The organism is Mesorhizobium delmotii (assembly GCF_900149755.1).
Classification (GTDB): domain Bacteria; phylum Pseudomonadota; class Alphaproteobacteria; order Rhizobiales; family Rhizobiaceae; genus Mesorhizobium; species Mesorhizobium delmotii.
Genome location: NZ_FUIG01000002.1, coordinates 118771 through 136283, shown reverse-complemented (window position 1 = coordinate 136283; position 17513 = coordinate 118771). Strand labels below are relative to the sequence as shown.

The window sequence follows — 17513 nt, the reverse complement described above, 5'->3', positions numbered from 1 at the left end:
CGAAGAAAATGGTGAACACGGTGGTTACCATAAACGGATTGGTAACGCTGACCGCGATAGCTTGGCTTGAAGTGAGGCAGGACCTTTGCCGCCTCCAGCAACAAAAAATTCAAAGGAACCATCGGTGCGTCAGGCGTTGTCGGGCATTCTCTCCAAATCCTCGTCCTCTTTGAAAACGATCATGATCCTCGCTTTGGCGATGACATTCGTCGTTGCCGACGCTGCTTCGTCGATGGCGGCGAGGTCAGCGGCTATCGTCATCGATGCCAAGACCGGCAAGGTGCTTTATTCTTCGAATGCCGATGGTCGGCGCTACCCGGCCTCGCTCACCAAGATGATGACGCTTTACCTGGCCTTCGAGGCCATGGCGAACGGCAAGATCAGCAAGAACTCCCGGGTCGTTTTCTCGGCCAATGCTGCCGCTGAACCGCCAACGAAACTCGGCGTCAGACGGGGCGGCGCGATCACGGTCGAGACCGCGATCCTGTCGATGGTGACCAAGTCGGCAAACGACTCGGCAACGGCGCTCGGCGAGCTTCTTGGCGGCAATGAAGCCAATTTCGCCCACATGATGACAGCCAAGGCGCGGGCGCTGGGCATGAAGGGCACTGTTTTCCGCAACGCCCACGGCTTGCCAAATCCCGGTCAATTCACGACCGCGCGCGACATGGCGGTACTCGGCATCGCGCTGCGGGAGCATTTTCCCCAGTATTACGGCTATTTCTCGCAGCGTTCCTTTCTCTACGGCCGCAAGCGCATCAACGGCCATAACCGCCTGCTTGGGCGCATCAAGGGCGTCGACGGTATCAAGACCGGTTATACTCGCGCCTCCGGCTACAATCTCGTTTCCTCGGTCGACGACGGCGATCGCCGCATCGTCGCAGTGATCATAGGCGGGAAATCCGGCGGCAGCCGCGACAACCAGATGGCCGCATTGATCAACACCTACATGCCGAAGGCGTCCTCGCGCGGCAGCGGCATGCTGGTCGCCAAGGCCGGCGGCGGCAATCCCATCACCGCTCTGGCAAAAGTGTTCCTGCCCAAGCGCGACGCGCCGACGCCGGACAGCAGGCCGGACGACGATGCCCCGGACGGCGATGCCATTGCCTCGCTAGTTGAGGAAACCGAACCCGCCGTTGAAGAAACCATCCCCGTTGTCCAGACCAGGCCCGTCTCTCAGACCAAGAAGGTCAACACAGTGGCCGCGGCCACGGCGGACGATGTGGCGACGGCGCGGGTCGCAGCAGCCTACGCCGAACCGGCGGCGGTCGATCCCGTCAACACGGCATCGGTGCCGTCCGGCTGGGCAGTCCAGGTCGCCTCTTCGCCAAAACAATCCGAAGCCCAGGCTCTCCTGGACGAGACGAGCAAGCAGGCGCCTTCGATCCTCGCCGATGCCACAGGTTTCACCGTCGCCTTCGAAAAGGACGGCGTCACCTACTACCGCGCCCGGTTCGCCTTTGGTTCGAAGACTGCTGCCTGGAAAGCCTGCAACGCCCTGAAGAAAAAGAAAATCGAGTGTTACGCCGTCCAGCAGTAGGCGGCGTCGAAAACATCTCCCGGAAAAATTCTGCGTCGAAGGAGACTAGTTGTGATCGGAGAGCAAGACGTCCTTGGCTTCGTTGATTCGCGCCGCCAGAAAAGAAGTGCCGCCGATATCGGGGTGCAGGCGCTGCATCAAGCGGCGGTGCGCCTTGCGGACATCCGCCGCGGCGGCCCCCGCTTCAAGACCAAGGATCTTGTAGGCCTCCTCCTTAGTCATGGCGCCCGAACCTGGCGAAACACCCAGCCCGTCGCCACCATTCGCCTCAGCGTCTTTGCGCCAGATGGGAAATCTGCCGTCAAGATACGTCTCTAGCAACTGGCGGCTCTCGGGGTCGCCAGGGAGTTCGCGATAAAGCTGCTGCAATTCCGCAAGGCTCATCGTGCCAAGCATCTTGCCTTCATGGCGGCCGGCGAGCACGAGCCCCTCCAGACTGCCGGTATCGTGATCAAGCTCCATTTCGAGTGCCGCGGTGCGCACCGTCGAATGCTTGCCCGGCTCCAGTTTCGCCGTCGGCCGCTTCATCCGCATCGAGCCATACCAGGCGAGCGCCGTCGACAGGATCAAGCCGCCGATGCCTGCGCGTCCAACCAGAAGCGCGGCGACGCCGATCAGCGCCAGCAGGGCGGGCCCAACTGTCCTCATCCAGCTTGCGAGTTTCGCGGGGTCGGCGCGCAGAAACACCGTGGCCACGCCGAGCAGCACCAAAAGCAACGCCACGAATGCGATAGTCGCGCCCATTATTTCCTGCCGCCTCGCAAATGCTCGATCATCAGCCGGTCTTCCGGCCTACCCCTCGCCTCCAGTGCCTTCAGCCCGCCGGTTGCAAACACGGCGACCGCCGAAAGCAGGTTGGCCAAAGTTGCGGCGGCCCGCCGATCAAATCGGAACCAAGCCCCTTTGGACAGCCGCGCAATTTCCTTGAATGCCTTTTCCGCGTCGGCATCATGGCCCTCCTGAAAGACGAAGACAGGAACGCCGAGCAGGCCGAGGCTCCCGGCTTTTTCGGCCAGATCGTCTATATTTTCTTCCATCGCATCGCCGATATAGACCAGCGCGTTGACCTTGGCCGCCGCCGTCTGTTTCAGCGCATGGACCAGCACCTTGCCTATCTGGGTGTGGCCGCTGCGGCATTCGATCCTCGTCATCAGCTGCTTCAGCGCGTTCGTATCGGTGACGAATGCGGATGAGCGGCACTCGCCAAGACCTCGAAAATAAACCAGTTGAACCTTGAGCGCCCCGGCCTTGCCGACGGCGTCGAACATCTCGCCCTGCAGCGCACAGGCGAGATCCCAGGTCGGCTGGCGGCTCATCGTCGCGTCGAGGGAAAGGATCAGCCTGCCTGACCCGGTCGCGGACGCAGCGAGCGTCCTCGCCTGACGGATAAAGGCGTCGATCTCGCCGGTGCTCGATTGGGGTTCGACCGGCGCAGGATTGGCCTTTGCGGGCACGGGCTGCTTCTTGTCGCTCATGACATTCAAGATGTGGCGTTGTCGCACAGCTTGCAAGCCCAGCATGAGGCGACTGGAGGGCCAGCGATCACGGCAGCTTTGAATTTGGGGCGCCTTCCTAGAGAAGGCCGAGATCGGCAAGCTCGCGCCTGAGTTTCGGCGGCATCTCGACCAATCCCGCTTTACCCTTGCCGAGATCGGCAGGTGCGTCCGTCGGTTTCAGGTAGCGCCAGCCTTGAAAGGCGCGGCGCGGCTGCCATTCGGTGCGCACGACCGCGGGATCGAGCATCAGATGACAGCGGCCGATGCCCTCGTCATCGGTGAAAGGACGGATTTCCGTGATCAACTGCCGGCATTGCACATTGCCCTTGATCACCCAGTAGAGGGAACCGCCATCGGTGACCTCGGCGCCGCGCGTCGGCATCATGCGTGTGGTGTGGTAGTGCTCGACCGGTTCACCGGCGCGCCGCCGTTCGTCGAGGCGGAAGGCGATCCACTCTTCGAGATCCTCGACGCTGTCGCAGCCGACACAGAGCTTTATGAGATTGAGAGACATGGATTAAGGTTTAGTCCGGCGTGCGAAGGCGTCAACGGTCGGGTCGACTTTCTCCACAGTGCCAGTGTTCGCAGTGTTCGCAGTGCCAGGTTTGGCTCAGCATTCCACGATATTGACGGCCAGTCCGCCGAGGCTGGTTTCCTTGTATTTCTCGTTCATGTCGAGCCCGGTCTGGCGCATTGTCTCGATTGCGGCATCGAGCGGCACGAAATGAACGCCGTCGCCCTTGATGGCCAGCGAAGCAGCGGTCACCGCCTTGACCGCGCCGAGCGCGTTGCGCTCGATGCAAGGCACCTGCACCAGCCCACCGACCGGATCGCAGGTCATGCCGAGATGATGTTCAAGCGCGATCTCGGCGGCGTTCTCGACCTGCTCGGGCGTGCCGCCCATGACGGCGCACAGCCCAGCTGCCGCCATCGCCGAGGCCGAACCGACCTCGCCCTGGCAGCCGACCTCGGCGCCTGAGATCGAAGCGTTGGTCTTGATGATGCCGCCGATCGCCGCCGCGGTCAGCAGGAAATCGCGGATGCTTGGCTGGTCGGCCTCGGGATGGAAATGCAGCCAGTAGCGCAGCACCGCGGGCAGCGTGCCTGCAGCACCATTGGTCGGCGCGGTGACGACGCGCCCGCCGGCGGCGTTCTCCTCGTTCACCGCCATGGCATAGATCGACAGCCAGTCGTTGGCGAGCAGCGGATTGGGCCGGTTCTGCTGCCACTGCTCCTGCAGCTTGTCATGCAATCGCCGCGCGCGTCGGCGCACCTTCAACCCACCCGGCATGATGCCGTCCTGCGACAGGCCACGCTCGATGCAGCTCTTCATGGCGCTCCAGATGCCGTCGAGGCCGGCGTCGAGTTCCTCGCGCGGCATCTGCGTCTCTTCGTTGACGCGCTTCATGTCGGCGATGGAAAGACCGCTTTTTGCCGCCATCGACAGCATCTCGACGGCGTTCTTGAAGGGATATGGAACCTTCTTGCCTTCCGTCGTCACCGAGCCCTTCACCTTCATCCGCTGCAGTTCTTCCTCGGAAACCACGAAGCCGCCGCCGATCGAATAATAGATGCGCTTGAGCAGCAGGCGATCGTCGGCATCATAGGCGGAGAAGGCCATGCCGTTGGCGTGGCCGGAAAGCGGCGTCTTGCGATCCAGCACCAGATCCGTTGCCGGGTCGAAGCGATAGGAGGGATGGCCGGGCGGCGAAATCCGCTTGTCGGCGGCAATACGGTCGACGATGCTGTCCGCCTGATCGGGGTTCACCGTCTGCGGCATCTGGCCGGCAAGGCCGAGCACGACGGCACGGTCGGAACCATGGCCGATGCCGGTATAGGCAAGCGAGCCGTGCAGGCTGGCAGCGACGCGGTCGACCTTGGCGCCGGCCGGGCGTGGCCAGTCATCTCCCGCGACCTCGTCGAGAAAACGCCGCGCAGCCGTCATCGGCCCCATCGTGTGCGAACTCGATGGTCCAATGCCGATCTTGAACAGGTCGAAAACCGAAAGGAACACGCGCCGCTCTCTCCTATTAGAATTTACATATAGGAATTCCTGTGATGTTTCCGCTCTTTCGAAGATCGCGGCGCTGCACCTGCCGACCTTGTTTGCTCCGGCAGCGACATCGTTGCGTTCCGCCATCGAAGCGGCGCCACCGCTTGTGGTAAAAGGGTCGCATGGGCGATTCCTTTCATTTGTCGACGGCCGACCTCGTGGCGCTGGCCTTCTTCCTTTTCGTATGGGTGCTGCATACGCTCGCCTCCGACGGAAAGCTGGTCAGCCGCATGTCGCTGACGACGGCAATGAACGTCCAGCGCGAAGCCTGGATGCGGACCATGGCCGAACGCGAGATCCGCATCGTCGACACCGCCATTATGGCAGGTCTTCAACAGGGAACCGCCTTCTTCGCCTCCAGTTCGCTGATTGCGATCGGCGGCTGTTTTGCCCTGCTCGGCGCCTCCGATCAGGTTGTTTCGATGCTGAGCGATCTGCCGCTCGGCGCGACATCATCCCGCTCCGCCTTTCAGATGAAGGTGTTCGGATTGGTGCTGATCCTTGCCTATTCCTTTTTCAAGTTCGGCTGGGCCTACCGGCTGTTCAACTATTGCTCGATCCTGATCGGTGCGGTGCCGATCCCGCACGGCGAGGCTTCACGCAACCCGGTCAGCGAAACCGCGGTATGGCGGGCGGCGCGCATGAACATGCTGGCCGGAAAACATTTCAATTCCGGCATGCGCGGCGTCTTCTTCTCGATCGGCTACCTCGGCTGGTTCGTCGACCCAACGGTGTTCGTACTGTCGACGCTGCTGTTGCTGGCGGTTCTGGTGCGTCGCCAGTTCTTCTCGGCGGCGCGGCTAGCCGTGATCGGTCAGCCGCCCGAACCAACACCCGGTCCGGGGAAAAGCCGATCGATTCGGCCCGACAGCCAGTAGGCGACGAGCCCGATCCATTCGCGGACCGCCGTGCTGGCGGTTTGCAGCGAACCGAAGGGATCGTCGCGGAACAGGCCGATGCCTTCCTTGCCGGAGGTGCGATAATCGACCGGCCAAGGAACGGTGGCAAAGCCGGCCTTGTCGAACAGCGCCTTGGCGCGCGGCATGTGGAAGGCCGAGGTTACCAGCAGCCAGGTCTCGCCCGGTTTCAGGGTGACAAGTTCCCGGGTGAAGACGGCGTTCTCGTAGGTGTTTCGGGATTTTTTCTCGAGGATCAGCCGATCGGCCGTCACGCCAAACGCGGCGAACAGACGCGGCGCCGTCTCTGCATCGCCCTCGCCTTCGCCGATCATTGCGATGGTGCCGCCTGAGATGACGACTTTCGCTGTCGGAAAATGCCGTGCCAGCACGGCCGCCGCGAGCATCCGATCGCCGCTTGCACTCAGTTCATAGCCGCCACGCGCGAAATTGATGGCGCCCTCCATGCCGCCGCCGAGCACGACGATGCCATCGACCTTTTCCGGCAGCGGCGGGCGCGGGAACCGCTCTTCGAGCGGGTTGAGCATCAGCGCGCCGAGCGAGGTCCAGGTCGAGAGGGCGAGGATGAGAAAGGCCAGCCAGCTGCCGGTGGCAAACAGCTTTTTACGCCCGACCAAGGCAGCAAGCAACGCAACCAGCAGCAGGATGATCGCCAGATTCAACGGCTGGACGAGGAGCCAAAATACCTTGGAAAGATAGTAGAACATCCCTCACCCTTCAGATGGGAGACGACACTACCACCACTTTTCCGGCTGGAACGTACCCGCCGCCTGTTCGATGACATGGGCGGTCTGGAACAAAGTTTCCTCGTCGAAGGGCCGGCCGATGAGCTGCAGGCCGAGCGGCAGGCCCTTGGCGTCTAGCCCTGCGGGCACGGCGATGCCCGGCAGTCCAGCCATGTTCACCGTCACCGTGAAGATGTCATTGAGGTACATCTTGACCGGGTCGGCGGCCATGTCCTCGTCGGCAATGCCGAAGGCCGCCGACGGCGTTGCCGGTGTCAGGATGACATCGACGCCCGCCGCGAATGCATTCTCGAAATCCCGCTTGATGAGATTCCGCACCTTCTGCGCCTGCAGATAGTAGGCATCGTAGTAGCCGGCAGAGAGGACATAGGTGCCGATCATGATGCGGCGCTTGACCTCGCGGCCGAACCCGGCGGCTCGGGTCTTTTCATACATGTCGACGATGTCCTTGCCCGGCACGCGCAGCCCGTAGCGGACGCCGTCATAGCGGGCGAGGTTTGATGAGGCTTCGGCGGGCGCAACGATGTAATAGGCGGGTAGCGCATATTTGGTATGCGGAAGCGAAATGTCGACGATCTCAGCACCGGCATCTTTCAGCCAGGCAATGCCTTTCTGCCACAGCGCCTCAATCCCCTCAGGCATGCCGTCGACGCGGTATTCCCTGGGGATCCCGACCTTCATGCCCTTGATCGGCTTGCCGATCGCCGCCTCGTAATCCGGCACCGGCCGGTCGACCGAGGTGGTGTCCTTCGGATCGACCGAGGCCATGGATTTCAAGAGAATCGCGGCGTCACGCACATCGCGGGCGATCGGTCCGGCCTGGTCGAGCGACGAAGCAAAGGCGACAATACCCCAACGCGAGCAGCGGCCGTAGGTCGGCTTGATGCCGACCGTGCCGGTGAAGGCGGCGGGTTGGCGGATCGACCCGCCGGTGTCGGTGGCGGTGGCGCCGGCACACAGGAGCGCCGAAACGGCGGAGGCCGAGCCACCCGACGAGCCGCCCGGCACAAGCTGGGCATTGTCGAGCGTACGCGCAGTCCGGGTGCCGCCGGCCGAGACAAAACCGCCATCGCCCTGATGCGTGGTCGGCATCACCACCGTGTCGAGGCGCGAACGCCGCCACGGATTGACGACAGGGCCGTAGTAGGAGGTCTCGTTGGAGGAGCCCATGGCGAACTCGTCCATGTTGAGCTTGCCGAGCATGACGGCGCCGTCGGCCCACAAATTGGCGGTGACGGTTGATTCGAAGTGCGGCTTGAACCCGTCCAGCACATGGCTGCAGGCCTGGGTGTGAATGCCTTCGGTGCCGAACAGGTCCTTTATCCCGAGCGGAATGCCTTCGAGCGACCCGCCCTCGCCCTTCGCCAGCTTCGCGTCCGAGGCCTTGGCCATGTCGCGCGCCTTGTCATCGGTAACGACGACATAGGCGTTGAGCGCCGGATTGGCCCGCTCGATCGCCTGGAGATAGGCTTCGGTGATCTCGGTTGCGGTGATTTCCTTGGTGCGCAGCATGGCGCGGGCCTGCGAAATCGTCAGGTGGGTCAGGTCGCTCATCAGGCAAGGCTCTTTTCGTAAAACACCGACCACTCGGTATCAGGGTAGTCCAGCACCGGGCCGCAGCGCGAAAATCCGGCGCGTTCATAGACGGTCCACGCAGCCGGATGGCGGTCGCCGGTTTCCAGCACCAAACGCTTCGGCCCTTCATTGCGCGCCAGCGCTTCGATCCGCTCGACGATCCTGGCGCCAATCTTCCGTCCACGATGCGAAGGCCGCGTGTACATGCGCTTGACCTCGCCGACGGCGCCATCGTGGCGCTTCAGCGCGCCGCAGCCGATGGCAAGGCCGTTGTCGCGAGCGATGAAGACGGTTGTGTCATTGTCGGCCATCTGTTCGACGGTCATGTGGTAGCAGTGCTCCGGCGGCGTCAGTTCCAGCAGCGTGTCGTTGAGTTCCTTAACCAGCCCGCGCACTTCGTCCTGCAGCGGCTTCTCGATGGCGATCTCGATTGCCATCGGCCCGCTACTCCACGACCTTCGGAACGAGGAAGAAATTCTCTTCGGTGGCCGGTGCGTTGGCGACGATGTCGGCCGCCTTGTTGCCGTCGGTGACGACGTCCGGGCGCTTCTTCATCTCCATCGGGATAACTGAAGTCATCGGCTCGACGCCGGAAACGTCGACCTCGTTCAATTGCTCGACAAAGCCCAGAATGGCGTTCAACTCGCCGGTCATGCGCTCGGCATCCTCCTCGCTCACCGCAATACGGGCGAGATGCGCGACGCGCTTCACAGTCTTGACATCAACGGACATATTTGTTTGTGCCTCGGGAAAACCAGTCCGCGCTATAGCGGCGCGGCGCGTGCCGCGCAACATGCATCGTGCCGAGAACCGGCCCAGAAGGTCCAAGGCAGGGCCACGCCGTCGCAGAGGAAATAGCTGCCGGCTTTGGCATCCTCTACAAGGTGATCGTCCCGCCGATCTCCGGCAACGCCACCTTCACGCCGGATCCCTCCAACCCCGCGACGAACTTGTCGGCGGTCTGGTCGATGATCGGGAACGTGCCGAAGTGACTGGGGATGACGGTCTCGAACTGAAAGAAGCGCCGGCAGGCAAGGGCTGCCACTGCGCCACCCATGGTGAAGCGGTCGCCGACCGGCACAATGCCGATCTTCGGCTCATGTAATTCGTTGATCAGCGCCATGTCGGAAAAGATGTCGGTGTCGCCCATGTGATAGAGTGTCTTGTCCTCCGGAAAATGCAGCACGAGACCGCCTGGATTGCCGAGATAAGTGTTCTGGCCATTGTCACCTGGGAATGACGATGAATGCAGGGCCTGGACGAAGGTGGTGGTGAAACCGCCGCAATCGACGGTGCCGCCGATATTGCCGGGATTGATCTTCTTGTCGCTGGCGCCCTTGCCGACCAGGTACATGCAGACCTCGAAATTGGCGACCAGCATGGCGCCGCTTTTCCCAAGAACTTCCAGCGCACCGCTGATGTGATCGCTATGGCCATGGGTCAAAAGGACATGCGTCACCCCTTCCGCCGGCTCTTCCCAGCCGCCCTTCCATGACGGATTGCCGATCAGATAGGGATCGATGAGGATTTTCGCGTCGGTGGTTTCGATGCGAAATGCGGAATGTCCGTACCAGGTCAGTTTCATGAATGCCTTCCTCGATTTTTGCTTTGCCAAAGGATAGAACGCCGGCAGTGAAATTAAAGTCCCGCAGCGTCCTTTGCGGGCAGCAGTCGAAGGAAAGCCGTTGAGCATCATCACCATCGAAGAGCTGCCGGCGCGGCTCAGCGGCGGCAAGACGCTGGCCGGGCTCGACCTCGGCGACAAGACCATTGGCGTCGCGGTTTCCGACCGGGGCTTTGCCTTCGCCCACCCGCGTCCCGTCATCATGCGCAGGAAATTCTCGCTGGATGCAGCTGTGCTGCTCGGCTTGCTGCAGAAAGAGAACGTCGGGGCCGTGGTGCTCGGTCTGCCGGTCAACATGGACGGGTCGGAAGGCCCGCGCGCCCAGAAATCCCGCGCCTTCGCCCGCAACATGGCTGCTGTGACCGACCTGCCCTTCGTTTTGTGGGACGAGCGACTGTCGACGGTGGCGGCTGAGCGGACGTTGATCGAGATGGATTTTTCGCGCCGCAAACGCGCCGGCAAGATCGATTCCGCCGCGGCGGCCTTTATTCTGCAGGGCGTTCTCGACCGGCTTCAGGCGCTCGGCGTCGGTGCCTGGTCGAAATAGCGGTCGAGCATTATCCTGATCCAGCCACCGATCACCCGGCGGCGGCGGAACGCCCAAAACGCCATGAGCAGCAGACTGTCGAGGATGCAGGCCTTTGCCACCATGCCGGGAATGAGCGCCGGATCGATGCCAAGCATTTCCCCATAGAGCTGGAAGACGAGGTCATGCAATTGGCGGCTCAGCATGACGTAGCCGAAATTGATATCGTTGAGCGACAGGAAGAACCAGCCCCAGAACAGGGCGAGCGGGGCCGCCCATAGCGCGAACAAGGTGCGCATCAGCGGCGATCCCTCAAGTTTGTGTCCGGCCCGAAGCTTGCGTCCGGCCGGCCGGAAATGCGCGAGAGCGCCGAGTTGTGCGCCGCCGCCTTCGCCATCACATGCGCGGCGGCACGGACTTCACCGGTGCCCGGAACCGTTGCGGCAAGGGCCGACCGCCGCTCTGCGAGCATGGCGACATAGGAAGCCAGCAGTGCCGCCAGTTGCACCGCGATAGCCATGAATAGCCCGTTGATGCCTTGCGCGGCGCCGCCGACGACAATCAGCGACAGTACGCCGGAGGCGGAGATGAAGGCGACCCGCACGACGCTGTCGGTGGCGTCCGGATTTGCCGGGTCGCTAAACAGAGTCTCGACAAAGGCCCAGCAAAACAGCACCGCTACAACAAGCAGCGCTACGGCAAGCGGTGCCACGACGACGCCGTTTTCGAGGTCGCCGAAGCGGATATTCTGGACGACGACGCCGAGCACGCCAAGCGCTGCCGCAACACCGCGATTCCCGTCGATGCAGATGAACGCGAGCAGGGCGAAAACGACCGCCCAGTGCAAGGCCAGAAAGGAGCTTAATATATGCCGCATGGCGATCCTGCTTCCGTAAACAGGACAGTGGGCTTTGCGGCCCGCCATCGCAATGGAAACCATTTGTTAAGGTTAACGGTCATCCACAGCGGCGCGACAGACGACGAGAAACCCTCCCAAGTCTCCTCTCAGGTGACCGGCGGATAAAGCGTATCGATGATCATACGCGCGTCATGGCGTGAATCGAGCATGCCATAAGTGTTGCGCCACTGGCCGGCGAGGCGCGTCTCGACGAAGGCGTCGGCGATCCGCCCTGCCCCCAGCCTGCGAAGCTCCGCCGCTGCCGCCGACAGCGCCAGTTGCTCGGTGAGCAGGCGGGCCGAGCCCTCGTCGGTTGCCGCGACCTGCATTGCCGCCTTGAGCACACCGACGGTGCCGCGTCCGCCGGCGCCAAGATCGCGATCGATGCCGACCAGCACCTCCTCGAACAGGCCGGGTGCACGCCCCAGCACGCGCAGCACGTCGAGCGCCATGACATTGCCGGATCCCTCCCAGATCGCGTTGACCGGAGCTTCGCGATAGTAGCGGGCGAGCGGCGCCTCCTCGACATAGCCATTGCCGCCGAGGCATTCCATCGCCTCGTAGAGCAGCGGTGGTGCGATCTTGCAGACCCAGTATTTGACGACCGGCGTCATGGCGCGCGCGAAGGCCGCCTCGCCGCGGTCGCTGGCCGCCTCGTCGAAGGAGCGCGCCAGCCGGAACGACAGCGCGGTGGCCGCAGCGACGTCGAGCGCCATGTCGGCCAGCACGCGCTGCATCAGCGGCTGCTCGATCAGATTGGTTCCAAACACCTGGCGGTGACGGGTGTGGTGGACGGCCTCGGCCAGCCCGGCACGCATGATCGCCGACGAGGCGATCGCGCAGTCGAGCCGGGTCAGCGTCACCATGTCCATGATCGTCTTGACGCCCGCCCCTGGCTCGCCGACCATCTCGCCGATGGCGTTGACGAACTCCACCTCGGACGACGCGTTGGAGCGGTTGCCGAGCTTGTCCTTCAGCCGCTGGAAGCGGAAGCCGTTACCCGACCCATCGCCGAGAATGCGGGGAACGAGAAAGCACGAAAGCCCTTCCGGCGCCTGTCCAAGCACCAGGAACGCATCCGACATCGGGGCCGACATGAACCATTTGTGGCCGGTCAGCCGATAGAAGCTGCTGCCGGCGCGCTCGGCCCTGGTGACGTTGGCGCGGACGTCGGTGCCGCCCTGCTTCTCGGTCATGCCCATGCCCAGCGTCAGCCCGGCCTTTTCGACCGGCGGCTTTTGGCCCTGGTCGTATTTGCGTGTCGTCACACGCGGCGCCCATTCGCGAAAAAGCTTCGGGCTTGCCATCAGCGCTGCCAGCGATGCGCTGGTCATGGTGATGGGGCAGAGATGCCCGGTTTCGAGCTCGGCCGTCAGGTAGAAACGGGCGGCGCGCACCTGATGACGGCGGCCGATCTCGGCATCGCCATTTTCCCAGACCGACGAATGCAGCCCGTTCGCCACCGACCGGCGCATCAACGCGTGATAGGCTGGATGGAACTCGACCAGATCGATGCGCCGGCCCTGCCGGTCATGGGTCCTGAGCTTCGGCGTCTCGACATTGGCAAGGCGGGCCAGCTCCTGCGCCTCGTGCGTCAGCACGAAACGGCCGAGCCCGTCGAGATCCTTGCGCACCGGATCGGAAAAACGCTCGGCAAGCTGGATCAGCAACGGATCGCCCCGCCAGGCGTTGCCGCCTGCCAGCGGCGGCGGCTGGTTCGTCACGTCGTCGGTCACGCATTGTCCTTATCATCATCATCACAAGGCCACGAATCCGAAGCCATCGGCGGTTTATAGCCCAAGCCGCGCAACGCGCGCGACGAAAATACCGGGGAGAAAGGCTGCAATCCAAAGCTGGTGCTTGCAGCCAAAGGTCCTCCACCCTATAGCAGCGCCTTGAGATGACCGACGCTTCGTCCCTGCCACTCTATCCCCACCGCCATCTTCTGGGCATCCGCGATCTTTCCCCCGCCGACATCGAGCTTTTGCTGGACAGGGCGGACCGGGCGGTCGCGATCTCGCGGCAGTCGGAGAAGAAGACCTCGACGCTGCGCGGCCGCACCCAGATCAACCTCTTCTACGAAGCCTCGACCCGCACGCAGTCGTCGTTCGAGCTGGCCGGAAAACGGCTCGGTGCCGACGTCATGAACATGTCGGTGGCCAGTTCTTCGGTGAAGAAGGGCGAGACGCTGATCGACACGGCGATGACGCTGAACGCCATGCGGCCGGACATATTGATCATCCGCCACCAGTCGGCGGGTGCCGCCGCACTGCTGGCGCAAAAGGTCGGCTGCTCGGTGATCAATGCCGGTGACGGCGCCCATGAGCACCCGACGCAGGCGCTGCTCGACGCGCTGACCATCCGCCGCGCCAGGGGCCCGCTGTCGAAGCTGATCGTGGCGGTCTGCGGCGACATCCTGCATTCGCGCGTGGCGCGTTCCAACATCATGCTTCTCAATGCGCTCGGCGCCCAGGTCCGCGTCGTGGCGCCGTCGACGCTTCTGCCCGCCGGCATCGAGAAAATGGGCGTGATCGTCACCCGTTCGATGGCCGAAGGGCTCAAGGACGCGGATGTGGTGATGATGCTGCGGCTGCAGCGCGAGCGCATGGAAGGCGCTTTCGTGCCTTCGGTGCGCGAATATTTCCACTATTTCGGCCTCGATGCCGAGAAGCTGAAGGCGGCCAAGGACGGCGCTCTGGTCATGCATCCCGGCCCGATGAACCGCGGCGTCGAGATCGCCTCGGAAATCGCCGACGGTCCGCAGAGCGTCATCCAGGAACAGGTGGAGATGGGTGTTGCCGTGCGCATGGCGGTGATGGAAGCCCTGCTCGACCCCCGCCGCAATCGTGAGGACCGCAACCTCGAGGGCCGCGGCGCATGAACACAACGGTCTTCAGCCGGGCGCGCATCGTCGATCCGTCGCGCGGCATCGACGAGGTCGGCACGGTCATTGTCGAGGGCCGCAAGATCGTCGCTGCCGGCAAGGCGGCCTTGAACCAGGGCGCTCCGCAAGATGCCGTCGTCATCGACTGCGCCGGCAAGGCTGTTATCCCCGGTCTGATCGATGCGCGCGTCTTCATCGGCGAACCGGGCGGTGAGCACCGCGAAACCATCGCTTCGGCCAGCGTGGCGGCGGCCGCCGGCGGCGTCACTTCCATCGTCATGATGCCCGACACCGACCCGGTGATCGACAATGTCGCGCTCGTCGAATTCGTGCTGCGCACCGCCAAGGACACGGCCATCGTCAACATCTTTCCGGCGGCTGCGATCACCAAGGGCCTCGAAGGCCGCGAGATGACCGAATTCGGGCTGCTGCGCGAGGCCGGCGCGGTCGCCTTCACCGACGGGCGGCACACCATATCAAGCGCACTGGTAATGCGCCGCGCGCTGACCTATGCGCGCGATTTCGGCGGCGTGATCGCTCATGAAACCCAAGACGCCGACCTCGCCTCATCAGGCGTCATGAATGAAGGCCTCTATGCCAGCTGGCTCGGCCTTGCCGGCATTCCGCGCGAGGCCGAGTCCATTCCGCTGGAGCGCGACCTTGCGCTGGCGCGGCTGACCGGCGGCGCCTATCACGCGGCCAAGATCTCGACGGCCATGGCGGCAAACGCGGTAACGCGGGCGAAAGCCGACAGCGCGAATGTCACAGCAGGCGTCTCGATCCACAATCTGTCGCTCAATGAGAACGATGTCGGCGAATACCGCACCTTCTTCCGGCTGACACCGCCGCTGCGCGCCGAGGAAGACCGGATGGCGATGATCGAGGCGGTCAAGGACGGCACGATCGACCTCATCGTATCCTCGCACGACCCGCAGGACGTCGACACCAAGCGCCTGCCCTTCGCCGACGCTGCGGCCGGTGCCATCGGACTGGAAACGCTGCTGGGTGCGGCGCTACGGCTCTATCACAATGACGACGTGACGCTGCCTAGATTGGTTGAGACATTGTCCACTGCCCCGGCAAGGTTGTTCGGCCTGCCCGGCGGCACGCTGAAGCCGGGTGCGGTCGCCGATCTTGCGTTGGTCGATCTCGACGAGCCATGGATCGTCAGCGAAAGCGGCATCCGTTCGCGCTCGAAAAACACCTGTTTCGAAGGCGCGCGGCTGCAGGGCAAGGTCTTGCAAACGATGGTGGCGGGCCGCACAGTGTTTTCAGCCTAATGCATGTCGCGCAAAAGTGTGCAGCGGTTTTGCGATAACGACATGCATAAAACAGCAACCTAAAGCGCGTCGCATGAGGCCGGTCAAACGCGACGCGCTTTAGGGCATATCTGGGGGAACAATGGCTTACGGCATCGTCTTGGCGCTGGTGTTCGGTTATCTGCTCGGCTCGATCCCGTTCGGGCTCCTGATCACCCGCGCCGCCGGCCTTGGCGACGTCCGCAACATCGGCTCCGGCAATATCGGCGCCACCAATGTACTGCGCACCGGCAACAAGGGCCTGGCCGCCGCCACGCTGCTGCTCGACGCGCTGAAAGGCACGGCGGCTGTGCTGATCGCTGGTCGCTTTGCACCGGAACTCGGGCCTTGGGCCGGCCTCGGCGCTTTTTTCGGCCATCTCTTTCCGGTCTGGCTTGGCTTCAAAGGCGGCAAGGGTGTCGCCACCTATCTCGGTGTGCTGACCGCCCTTGCCTGGCAGGTGGCGCTGATCTTCGCCGTCGTCTGGCTGGCCGCTGCTTTCCTGTTCCGCTATTCCTCGCTGGCGGCGCTGACGGCTGCAGTCGTCGTGCCGATTGCACTCTATGTCCTTAGCACGCCTGAGATTGCCGGGCTGTTCGTGCTGATGAGCCTGATCGTCTTCATAAAACACCGGGCCAACATTGCGCGGCTGCTGGCCGGCACCGAGAGCAAGATCGGGGTCAAGGAGTGAGCCAGCGCGCCGCCGGGCCGCGACTCAGCGACCGGCAGCGGTTGAGCTGGCTTCGTTTGATCCGCACCCCGAATGTCGGCCCGGCCACCTTTCGCGATCTGATCAACCGCTTCGGTTCGGCCGAGACGGCGCTCGAGATGCTGCCCGAGCTGATGATTTCGGGCGGCGCTAGAAAGAGCGTCCGCATCCCGTCGATTGCCGAGGCAGAGGCGGAACTGGAGAGGGCCTGGCAGGCCGGCGCCCGCTTCGTCGGCATCGGCGAGGCCGACTATCCGTCGTTGATGAAAAGCATGGACCATCCGCCGCCGCTGCTCGCGGTCAAGGGCGAAGGCGCCGTGTTCCGCTTGCCGGCAGTCGCCATCGTCGGCGCCCGCAACGCCTCGCTGGCCGGCATCAAGATGGCGCGAACGCTCGCAGCCGAACTCGGCCGCGACGGCTACGGGATCGTCTCCGGCCTGGCGCGCGGCATCGACACGGCAGCACATCAGGGCAGCCTTGCGTCAGGCACGATCGGTGTGCTGGCCGGCGGCCTCGACCAGCCCTATCCGCCCGAGAATGCCGGCCTGTGCAACGAGATTGCCGAGCGCGGCGGCGCCATCATTTCGGAGATGCCGTTCGGCTGGCAGCCGCGTGCCCAGGATTTTCCGCGCCGCAACCGCCTTGTCGCCGGCGCAGCATTGGGGCTGGTCGTGGTTGAGGCCGCGCAACGCTCCGGCTCGCTGATCAGCGCCAGGCTTGCCGGCGAGATGGGCCGGCTGGTCTTCGCCGTCCCCGGCTCGCCGCTCGATCCGCGCGCCGCCGGCGCCAACGCCTTGCTCAAGGACGGCGCCACCCTGGTCACCGAGGCATCGGATATTACCAATGCGATCGCCCCCTTAGTCGGAGTGCATACACGAGAGGCGCCGCCGCTCGAAGAGCCGCCCGACTTTTCCGCAACGCCGCCACCCGGCGAACACGACCGCGCCCGCGTCATCGAAGCCCTCGGCCCAACGCCGGTGGCGGTCGACGAAATCATCCGCCACACCGGCCTGCATCCCGCCCAGGTTTTCATGGTGCTGTTGGAACTCGACCTCGCCGGCCGGCTGGAGCGCCACGCCGGCGGGAATGTCTCGCTGGTATGATCGAAGTCTTCCGGATGTCTCAGCACACGATTCTTGGGAGAACCTGCCCCGATGCTATGAGGCGCTTACCAATACAATGGTGGGCGACGGGGCGGGCGGCTAGGAGAATGCTGCTGCGCTATCGCTTGCGGTCGGCAGCCATCT

19 protein-coding genes are annotated in these 17513 nt (G+C 63.6%); 7 read left to right on the top strand and 12 right to left on the bottom strand.

Going from position 1 to position 17513, the window contains the following annotated elements; all coding sequences use genetic code 11:
- Positions 1 to 124 precede the first annotated feature (124 nt).
- A complete protein-coding gene (locus tag BQ8482_RS00750) occupies positions 125 to 1540 on the top strand; it encodes a D-alanyl-D-alanine carboxypeptidase (RefSeq protein ID WP_123145835.1) in 1416 nt (471 codons plus the stop codon).
- A gap of 45 nt (positions 1541 to 1585) precedes the next feature.
- Here the strand turns inward: BQ8482_RS00750 and BQ8482_RS00745 are convergent, their stop codons facing one another.
- The 4 genes from BQ8482_RS00745 to BQ8482_RS00730 all read right to left on the bottom strand — a co-directional run bounded on the left by BQ8482_RS00745 (position 1586) and on the right by BQ8482_RS00730 (position 5050).
- Positions 1586 to 2284 carry a DnaJ domain-containing protein gene (locus BQ8482_RS00745; protein WP_123145834.1) on the bottom strand — a complete coding sequence of 233 codons (699 nt, stop codon included), beginning with the start codon at positions 2282 to 2284 and terminating at the stop codon, positions 1586 to 1588.
- Positions 2284 to 3015: a VWA domain-containing protein gene (locus BQ8482_RS00740; RefSeq protein ID WP_165848377.1), complete on the bottom strand. Its 732-nt coding sequence runs from the start codon at positions 3013 to 3015 to the stop codon at positions 2284 to 2286. The genes BQ8482_RS00745 and BQ8482_RS00740 overlap by 1 nt, the downstream gene beginning before the upstream one ends.
- A gap of 97 nt (positions 3016 to 3112) precedes the next feature.
- Positions 3113 to 3550 (bottom strand): DUF1489 family protein, encoded by a 438-nt coding sequence (locus BQ8482_RS00735; protein ID WP_123145832.1) that lies wholly within the window; start codon positions 3548 to 3550, stop codon positions 3113 to 3115.
- Between the two features lie 96 nt (positions 3551 to 3646).
- Positions 3647 to 5050 carry an L-serine ammonia-lyase gene (locus tag BQ8482_RS00730; RefSeq protein WP_123145831.1) on the bottom strand — a complete coding sequence of 468 codons (1404 nt, stop codon included), beginning with the start codon at positions 5048 to 5050 and terminating at the stop codon, positions 3647 to 3649.
- Between the two features lie 161 nt (positions 5051 to 5211).
- Between BQ8482_RS00730 and BQ8482_RS00725 the strand changes: the two genes are divergently transcribed.
- The gene (locus BQ8482_RS00725; RefSeq protein WP_123145830.1) at positions 5212 to 5967 is read left to right on the top strand and encodes a DUF599 domain-containing protein; all 756 of its coding nucleotides are present in this window, start codon (positions 5212 to 5214) and stop codon (positions 5965 to 5967) included.
- Here BQ8482_RS00725 and BQ8482_RS00720 read toward each other — a convergent pair.
- The 5 genes from BQ8482_RS00720 to BQ8482_RS00700 form a co-directional block, all read right to left on the bottom strand.
- The gene (locus BQ8482_RS00720) at positions 5904 to 6713 is read right to left on the bottom strand and encodes a YdcF family protein (protein ID WP_123145829.1); all 810 of its coding nucleotides are present in this window, start codon (positions 6711 to 6713) and stop codon (positions 5904 to 5906) included. The genes BQ8482_RS00725 and BQ8482_RS00720 overlap by 64 nt on opposite strands.
- A 27-nt stretch (positions 6714 to 6740) precedes the next feature.
- Complete coding sequence (locus BQ8482_RS00715; protein ID WP_123145828.1) at positions 6741 to 8306, bottom strand: amidase family protein; 1566 nt, start codon at positions 8304 to 8306, stop codon at positions 6741 to 6743.
- Positions 8306 to 8764, bottom strand: coding sequence for a GNAT family N-acetyltransferase (locus tag BQ8482_RS00710; protein ID WP_123145827.1), 459 nt, complete (start codon positions 8762 to 8764; stop codon positions 8306 to 8308). The genes BQ8482_RS00715 and BQ8482_RS00710 overlap by 1 nt, the downstream gene beginning before the upstream one ends.
- A gap of 7 nt (positions 8765 to 8771) precedes the next feature.
- A complete protein-coding gene (gene gatC, locus BQ8482_RS00705) occupies positions 8772 to 9059 on the bottom strand; it encodes an Asp-tRNA(Asn)/Glu-tRNA(Gln) amidotransferase subunit GatC (RefSeq protein WP_123145826.1) in 288 nt (95 codons plus the stop codon).
- Positions 9060 to 9204: 145 nt separating this feature from the next.
- Positions 9205 to 9912 carry a metal-dependent hydrolase gene (locus tag BQ8482_RS00700; RefSeq protein ID WP_123145947.1) on the bottom strand — a complete coding sequence of 236 codons (708 nt, stop codon included), beginning with the start codon at positions 9910 to 9912 and terminating at the stop codon, positions 9205 to 9207.
- Between the two features lie 100 nt (positions 9913 to 10012).
- On the opposite strand from BQ8482_RS00700, the gene ruvX reads away from it, so the two are divergent.
- The gene (gene ruvX / locus BQ8482_RS00695) at positions 10013 to 10498 is read left to right on the top strand and encodes a Holliday junction resolvase RuvX (RefSeq protein WP_123145825.1); all 486 of its coding nucleotides are present in this window, start codon (positions 10013 to 10015) and stop codon (positions 10496 to 10498) included.
- Here the strand turns inward: ruvX and BQ8482_RS00690 are convergent.
- From BQ8482_RS00690 to BQ8482_RS00680, 3 genes are all read right to left on the bottom strand, one after another.
- Entirely contained in the window at positions 10465 to 10776 is a 312-nt protein-coding gene (locus BQ8482_RS00690; RefSeq protein ID WP_123145824.1) for a DUF6105 family protein, read from the bottom strand. The genes ruvX and BQ8482_RS00690 overlap by 34 nt on opposite strands.
- Complete coding sequence (locus BQ8482_RS00685; protein WP_123145946.1) at positions 10776 to 11354, bottom strand: hypothetical protein; 579 nt, start codon at positions 11352 to 11354, stop codon at positions 10776 to 10778. Before BQ8482_RS00685 ends, BQ8482_RS00690 begins: the two co-directional genes overlap by 1 nt.
- A 128-nt stretch (positions 11355 to 11482) precedes the next feature.
- The gene (locus tag BQ8482_RS00680; protein ID WP_123145823.1) at positions 11483 to 13111 is read right to left on the bottom strand and encodes a DNA alkylation response protein; all 1629 of its coding nucleotides are present in this window, start codon (positions 13109 to 13111) and stop codon (positions 11483 to 11485) included.
- A gap of 164 nt (positions 13112 to 13275) precedes the next feature.
- Here BQ8482_RS00680 and BQ8482_RS00675 point away from each other — a divergent pair, with 164 nt between their 5' ends.
- The 4 genes from BQ8482_RS00675 (at position 13276) to dprA (ending at position 17369) form a co-directional block, all read left to right on the top strand.
- Positions 13276 to 14256, top strand: a complete 981-nt coding sequence (locus tag BQ8482_RS00675) for an aspartate carbamoyltransferase catalytic subunit (RefSeq protein WP_123145822.1) — start codon at positions 13276 to 13278, stop codon at positions 14254 to 14256.
- Positions 14253 to 15539 carry a dihydroorotase gene (locus BQ8482_RS00670; protein ID WP_123145821.1) on the top strand — a complete coding sequence of 429 codons (1287 nt, stop codon included), beginning with the start codon at positions 14253 to 14255 and terminating at the stop codon, positions 15537 to 15539. Before BQ8482_RS00675 ends, BQ8482_RS00670 begins: the two co-directional genes overlap by 4 nt.
- Positions 15540 to 15660: 121 nt before the next feature.
- Positions 15661 to 16248, top strand: a complete 588-nt coding sequence (gene plsY, locus BQ8482_RS00665; protein ID WP_123145820.1) for a glycerol-3-phosphate 1-O-acyltransferase PlsY — start codon at positions 15661 to 15663, stop codon at positions 16246 to 16248.
- Positions 16245 to 17369 carry a DNA-processing protein DprA gene (gene dprA / locus BQ8482_RS00660; protein ID WP_123145819.1) on the top strand — a complete coding sequence of 375 codons (1125 nt, stop codon included), beginning with the start codon at positions 16245 to 16247 and terminating at the stop codon, positions 17367 to 17369. Before plsY ends, dprA begins: the two co-directional genes overlap by 4 nt.
- Positions 17370 to 17513 lie beyond the last annotated feature (144 nt).

What these genes read in the sequence shown, in the direction of transcription:
- plsY (WP_123145820.1), top strand. Translation starts at nt 15,661, where the DNA reads ATGGCTTACGGCATCGTCTTGGCGCTGGTGTTCGGTTATCTGCTCGGC.
- BQ8482_RS00710 (WP_123145827.1), bottom strand. Translation starts at nt 8,764, where the DNA reads ATGGCAATCGAGATCGCCATCGAGAAGCCGCTGCAGGACGAAGTGCGC.
- BQ8482_RS00685 (WP_123145946.1), bottom strand. Translation starts at nt 11,354, where the DNA reads ATGCGGCATATATTAAGCTCCTTTCTGGCCTTGCACTGGGCGGTCGTT.
- BQ8482_RS00745 (WP_123145834.1), bottom strand. Translation starts at nt 2,284, where the DNA reads ATGGGCGCGACTATCGCATTCGTGGCGTTGCTTTTGGTGCTGCTCGGC.
- BQ8482_RS00725 (WP_123145830.1), top strand. Translation starts at nt 5,212, where the DNA reads ATGGGCGATTCCTTTCATTTGTCGACGGCCGACCTCGTGGCGCTGGCC.
- gatC (WP_123145826.1), bottom strand. Translation starts at nt 9,059, where the DNA reads ATGTCCGTTGATGTCAAGACTGTGAAGCGCGTCGCGCATCTCGCCCGT.
- BQ8482_RS00670 (WP_123145821.1), top strand. Translation starts at nt 14,253, where the DNA reads ATGAACACAACGGTCTTCAGCCGGGCGCGCATCGTCGATCCGTCGCGC.
- BQ8482_RS00740 (WP_165848377.1), bottom strand. Translation starts at nt 3,015, where the DNA reads ATGAGCGACAAGAAGCAGCCCGTGCCCGCAAAGGCCAATCCTGCGCCG.
- BQ8482_RS00690 (WP_123145824.1), bottom strand. Translation starts at nt 10,776, where the DNA reads ATGCGCACCTTGTTCGCGCTATGGGCGGCCCCGCTCGCCCTGTTCTGG.
- BQ8482_RS00700 (WP_123145947.1), bottom strand. Translation starts at nt 9,912, where the DNA reads ATGAAACTGACCTGGTACGGACATTCCGCATTTCGCATCGAAACCACC.
- BQ8482_RS00720 (WP_123145829.1), bottom strand. Translation starts at nt 6,713, where the DNA reads ATGTTCTACTATCTTTCCAAGGTATTTTGGCTCCTCGTCCAGCCGTTG.
- BQ8482_RS00735 (WP_123145832.1), bottom strand. Translation starts at nt 3,550, where the DNA reads ATGTCTCTCAATCTCATAAAGCTCTGTGTCGGCTGCGACAGCGTCGAG.
- BQ8482_RS00715 (WP_123145828.1), bottom strand. Translation starts at nt 8,306, where the DNA reads ATGAGCGACCTGACCCACCTGACGATTTCGCAGGCCCGCGCCATGCTG.
- BQ8482_RS00675 (WP_123145822.1), top strand. Translation starts at nt 13,276, where the DNA reads ATGACCGACGCTTCGTCCCTGCCACTCTATCCCCACCGCCATCTTCTG.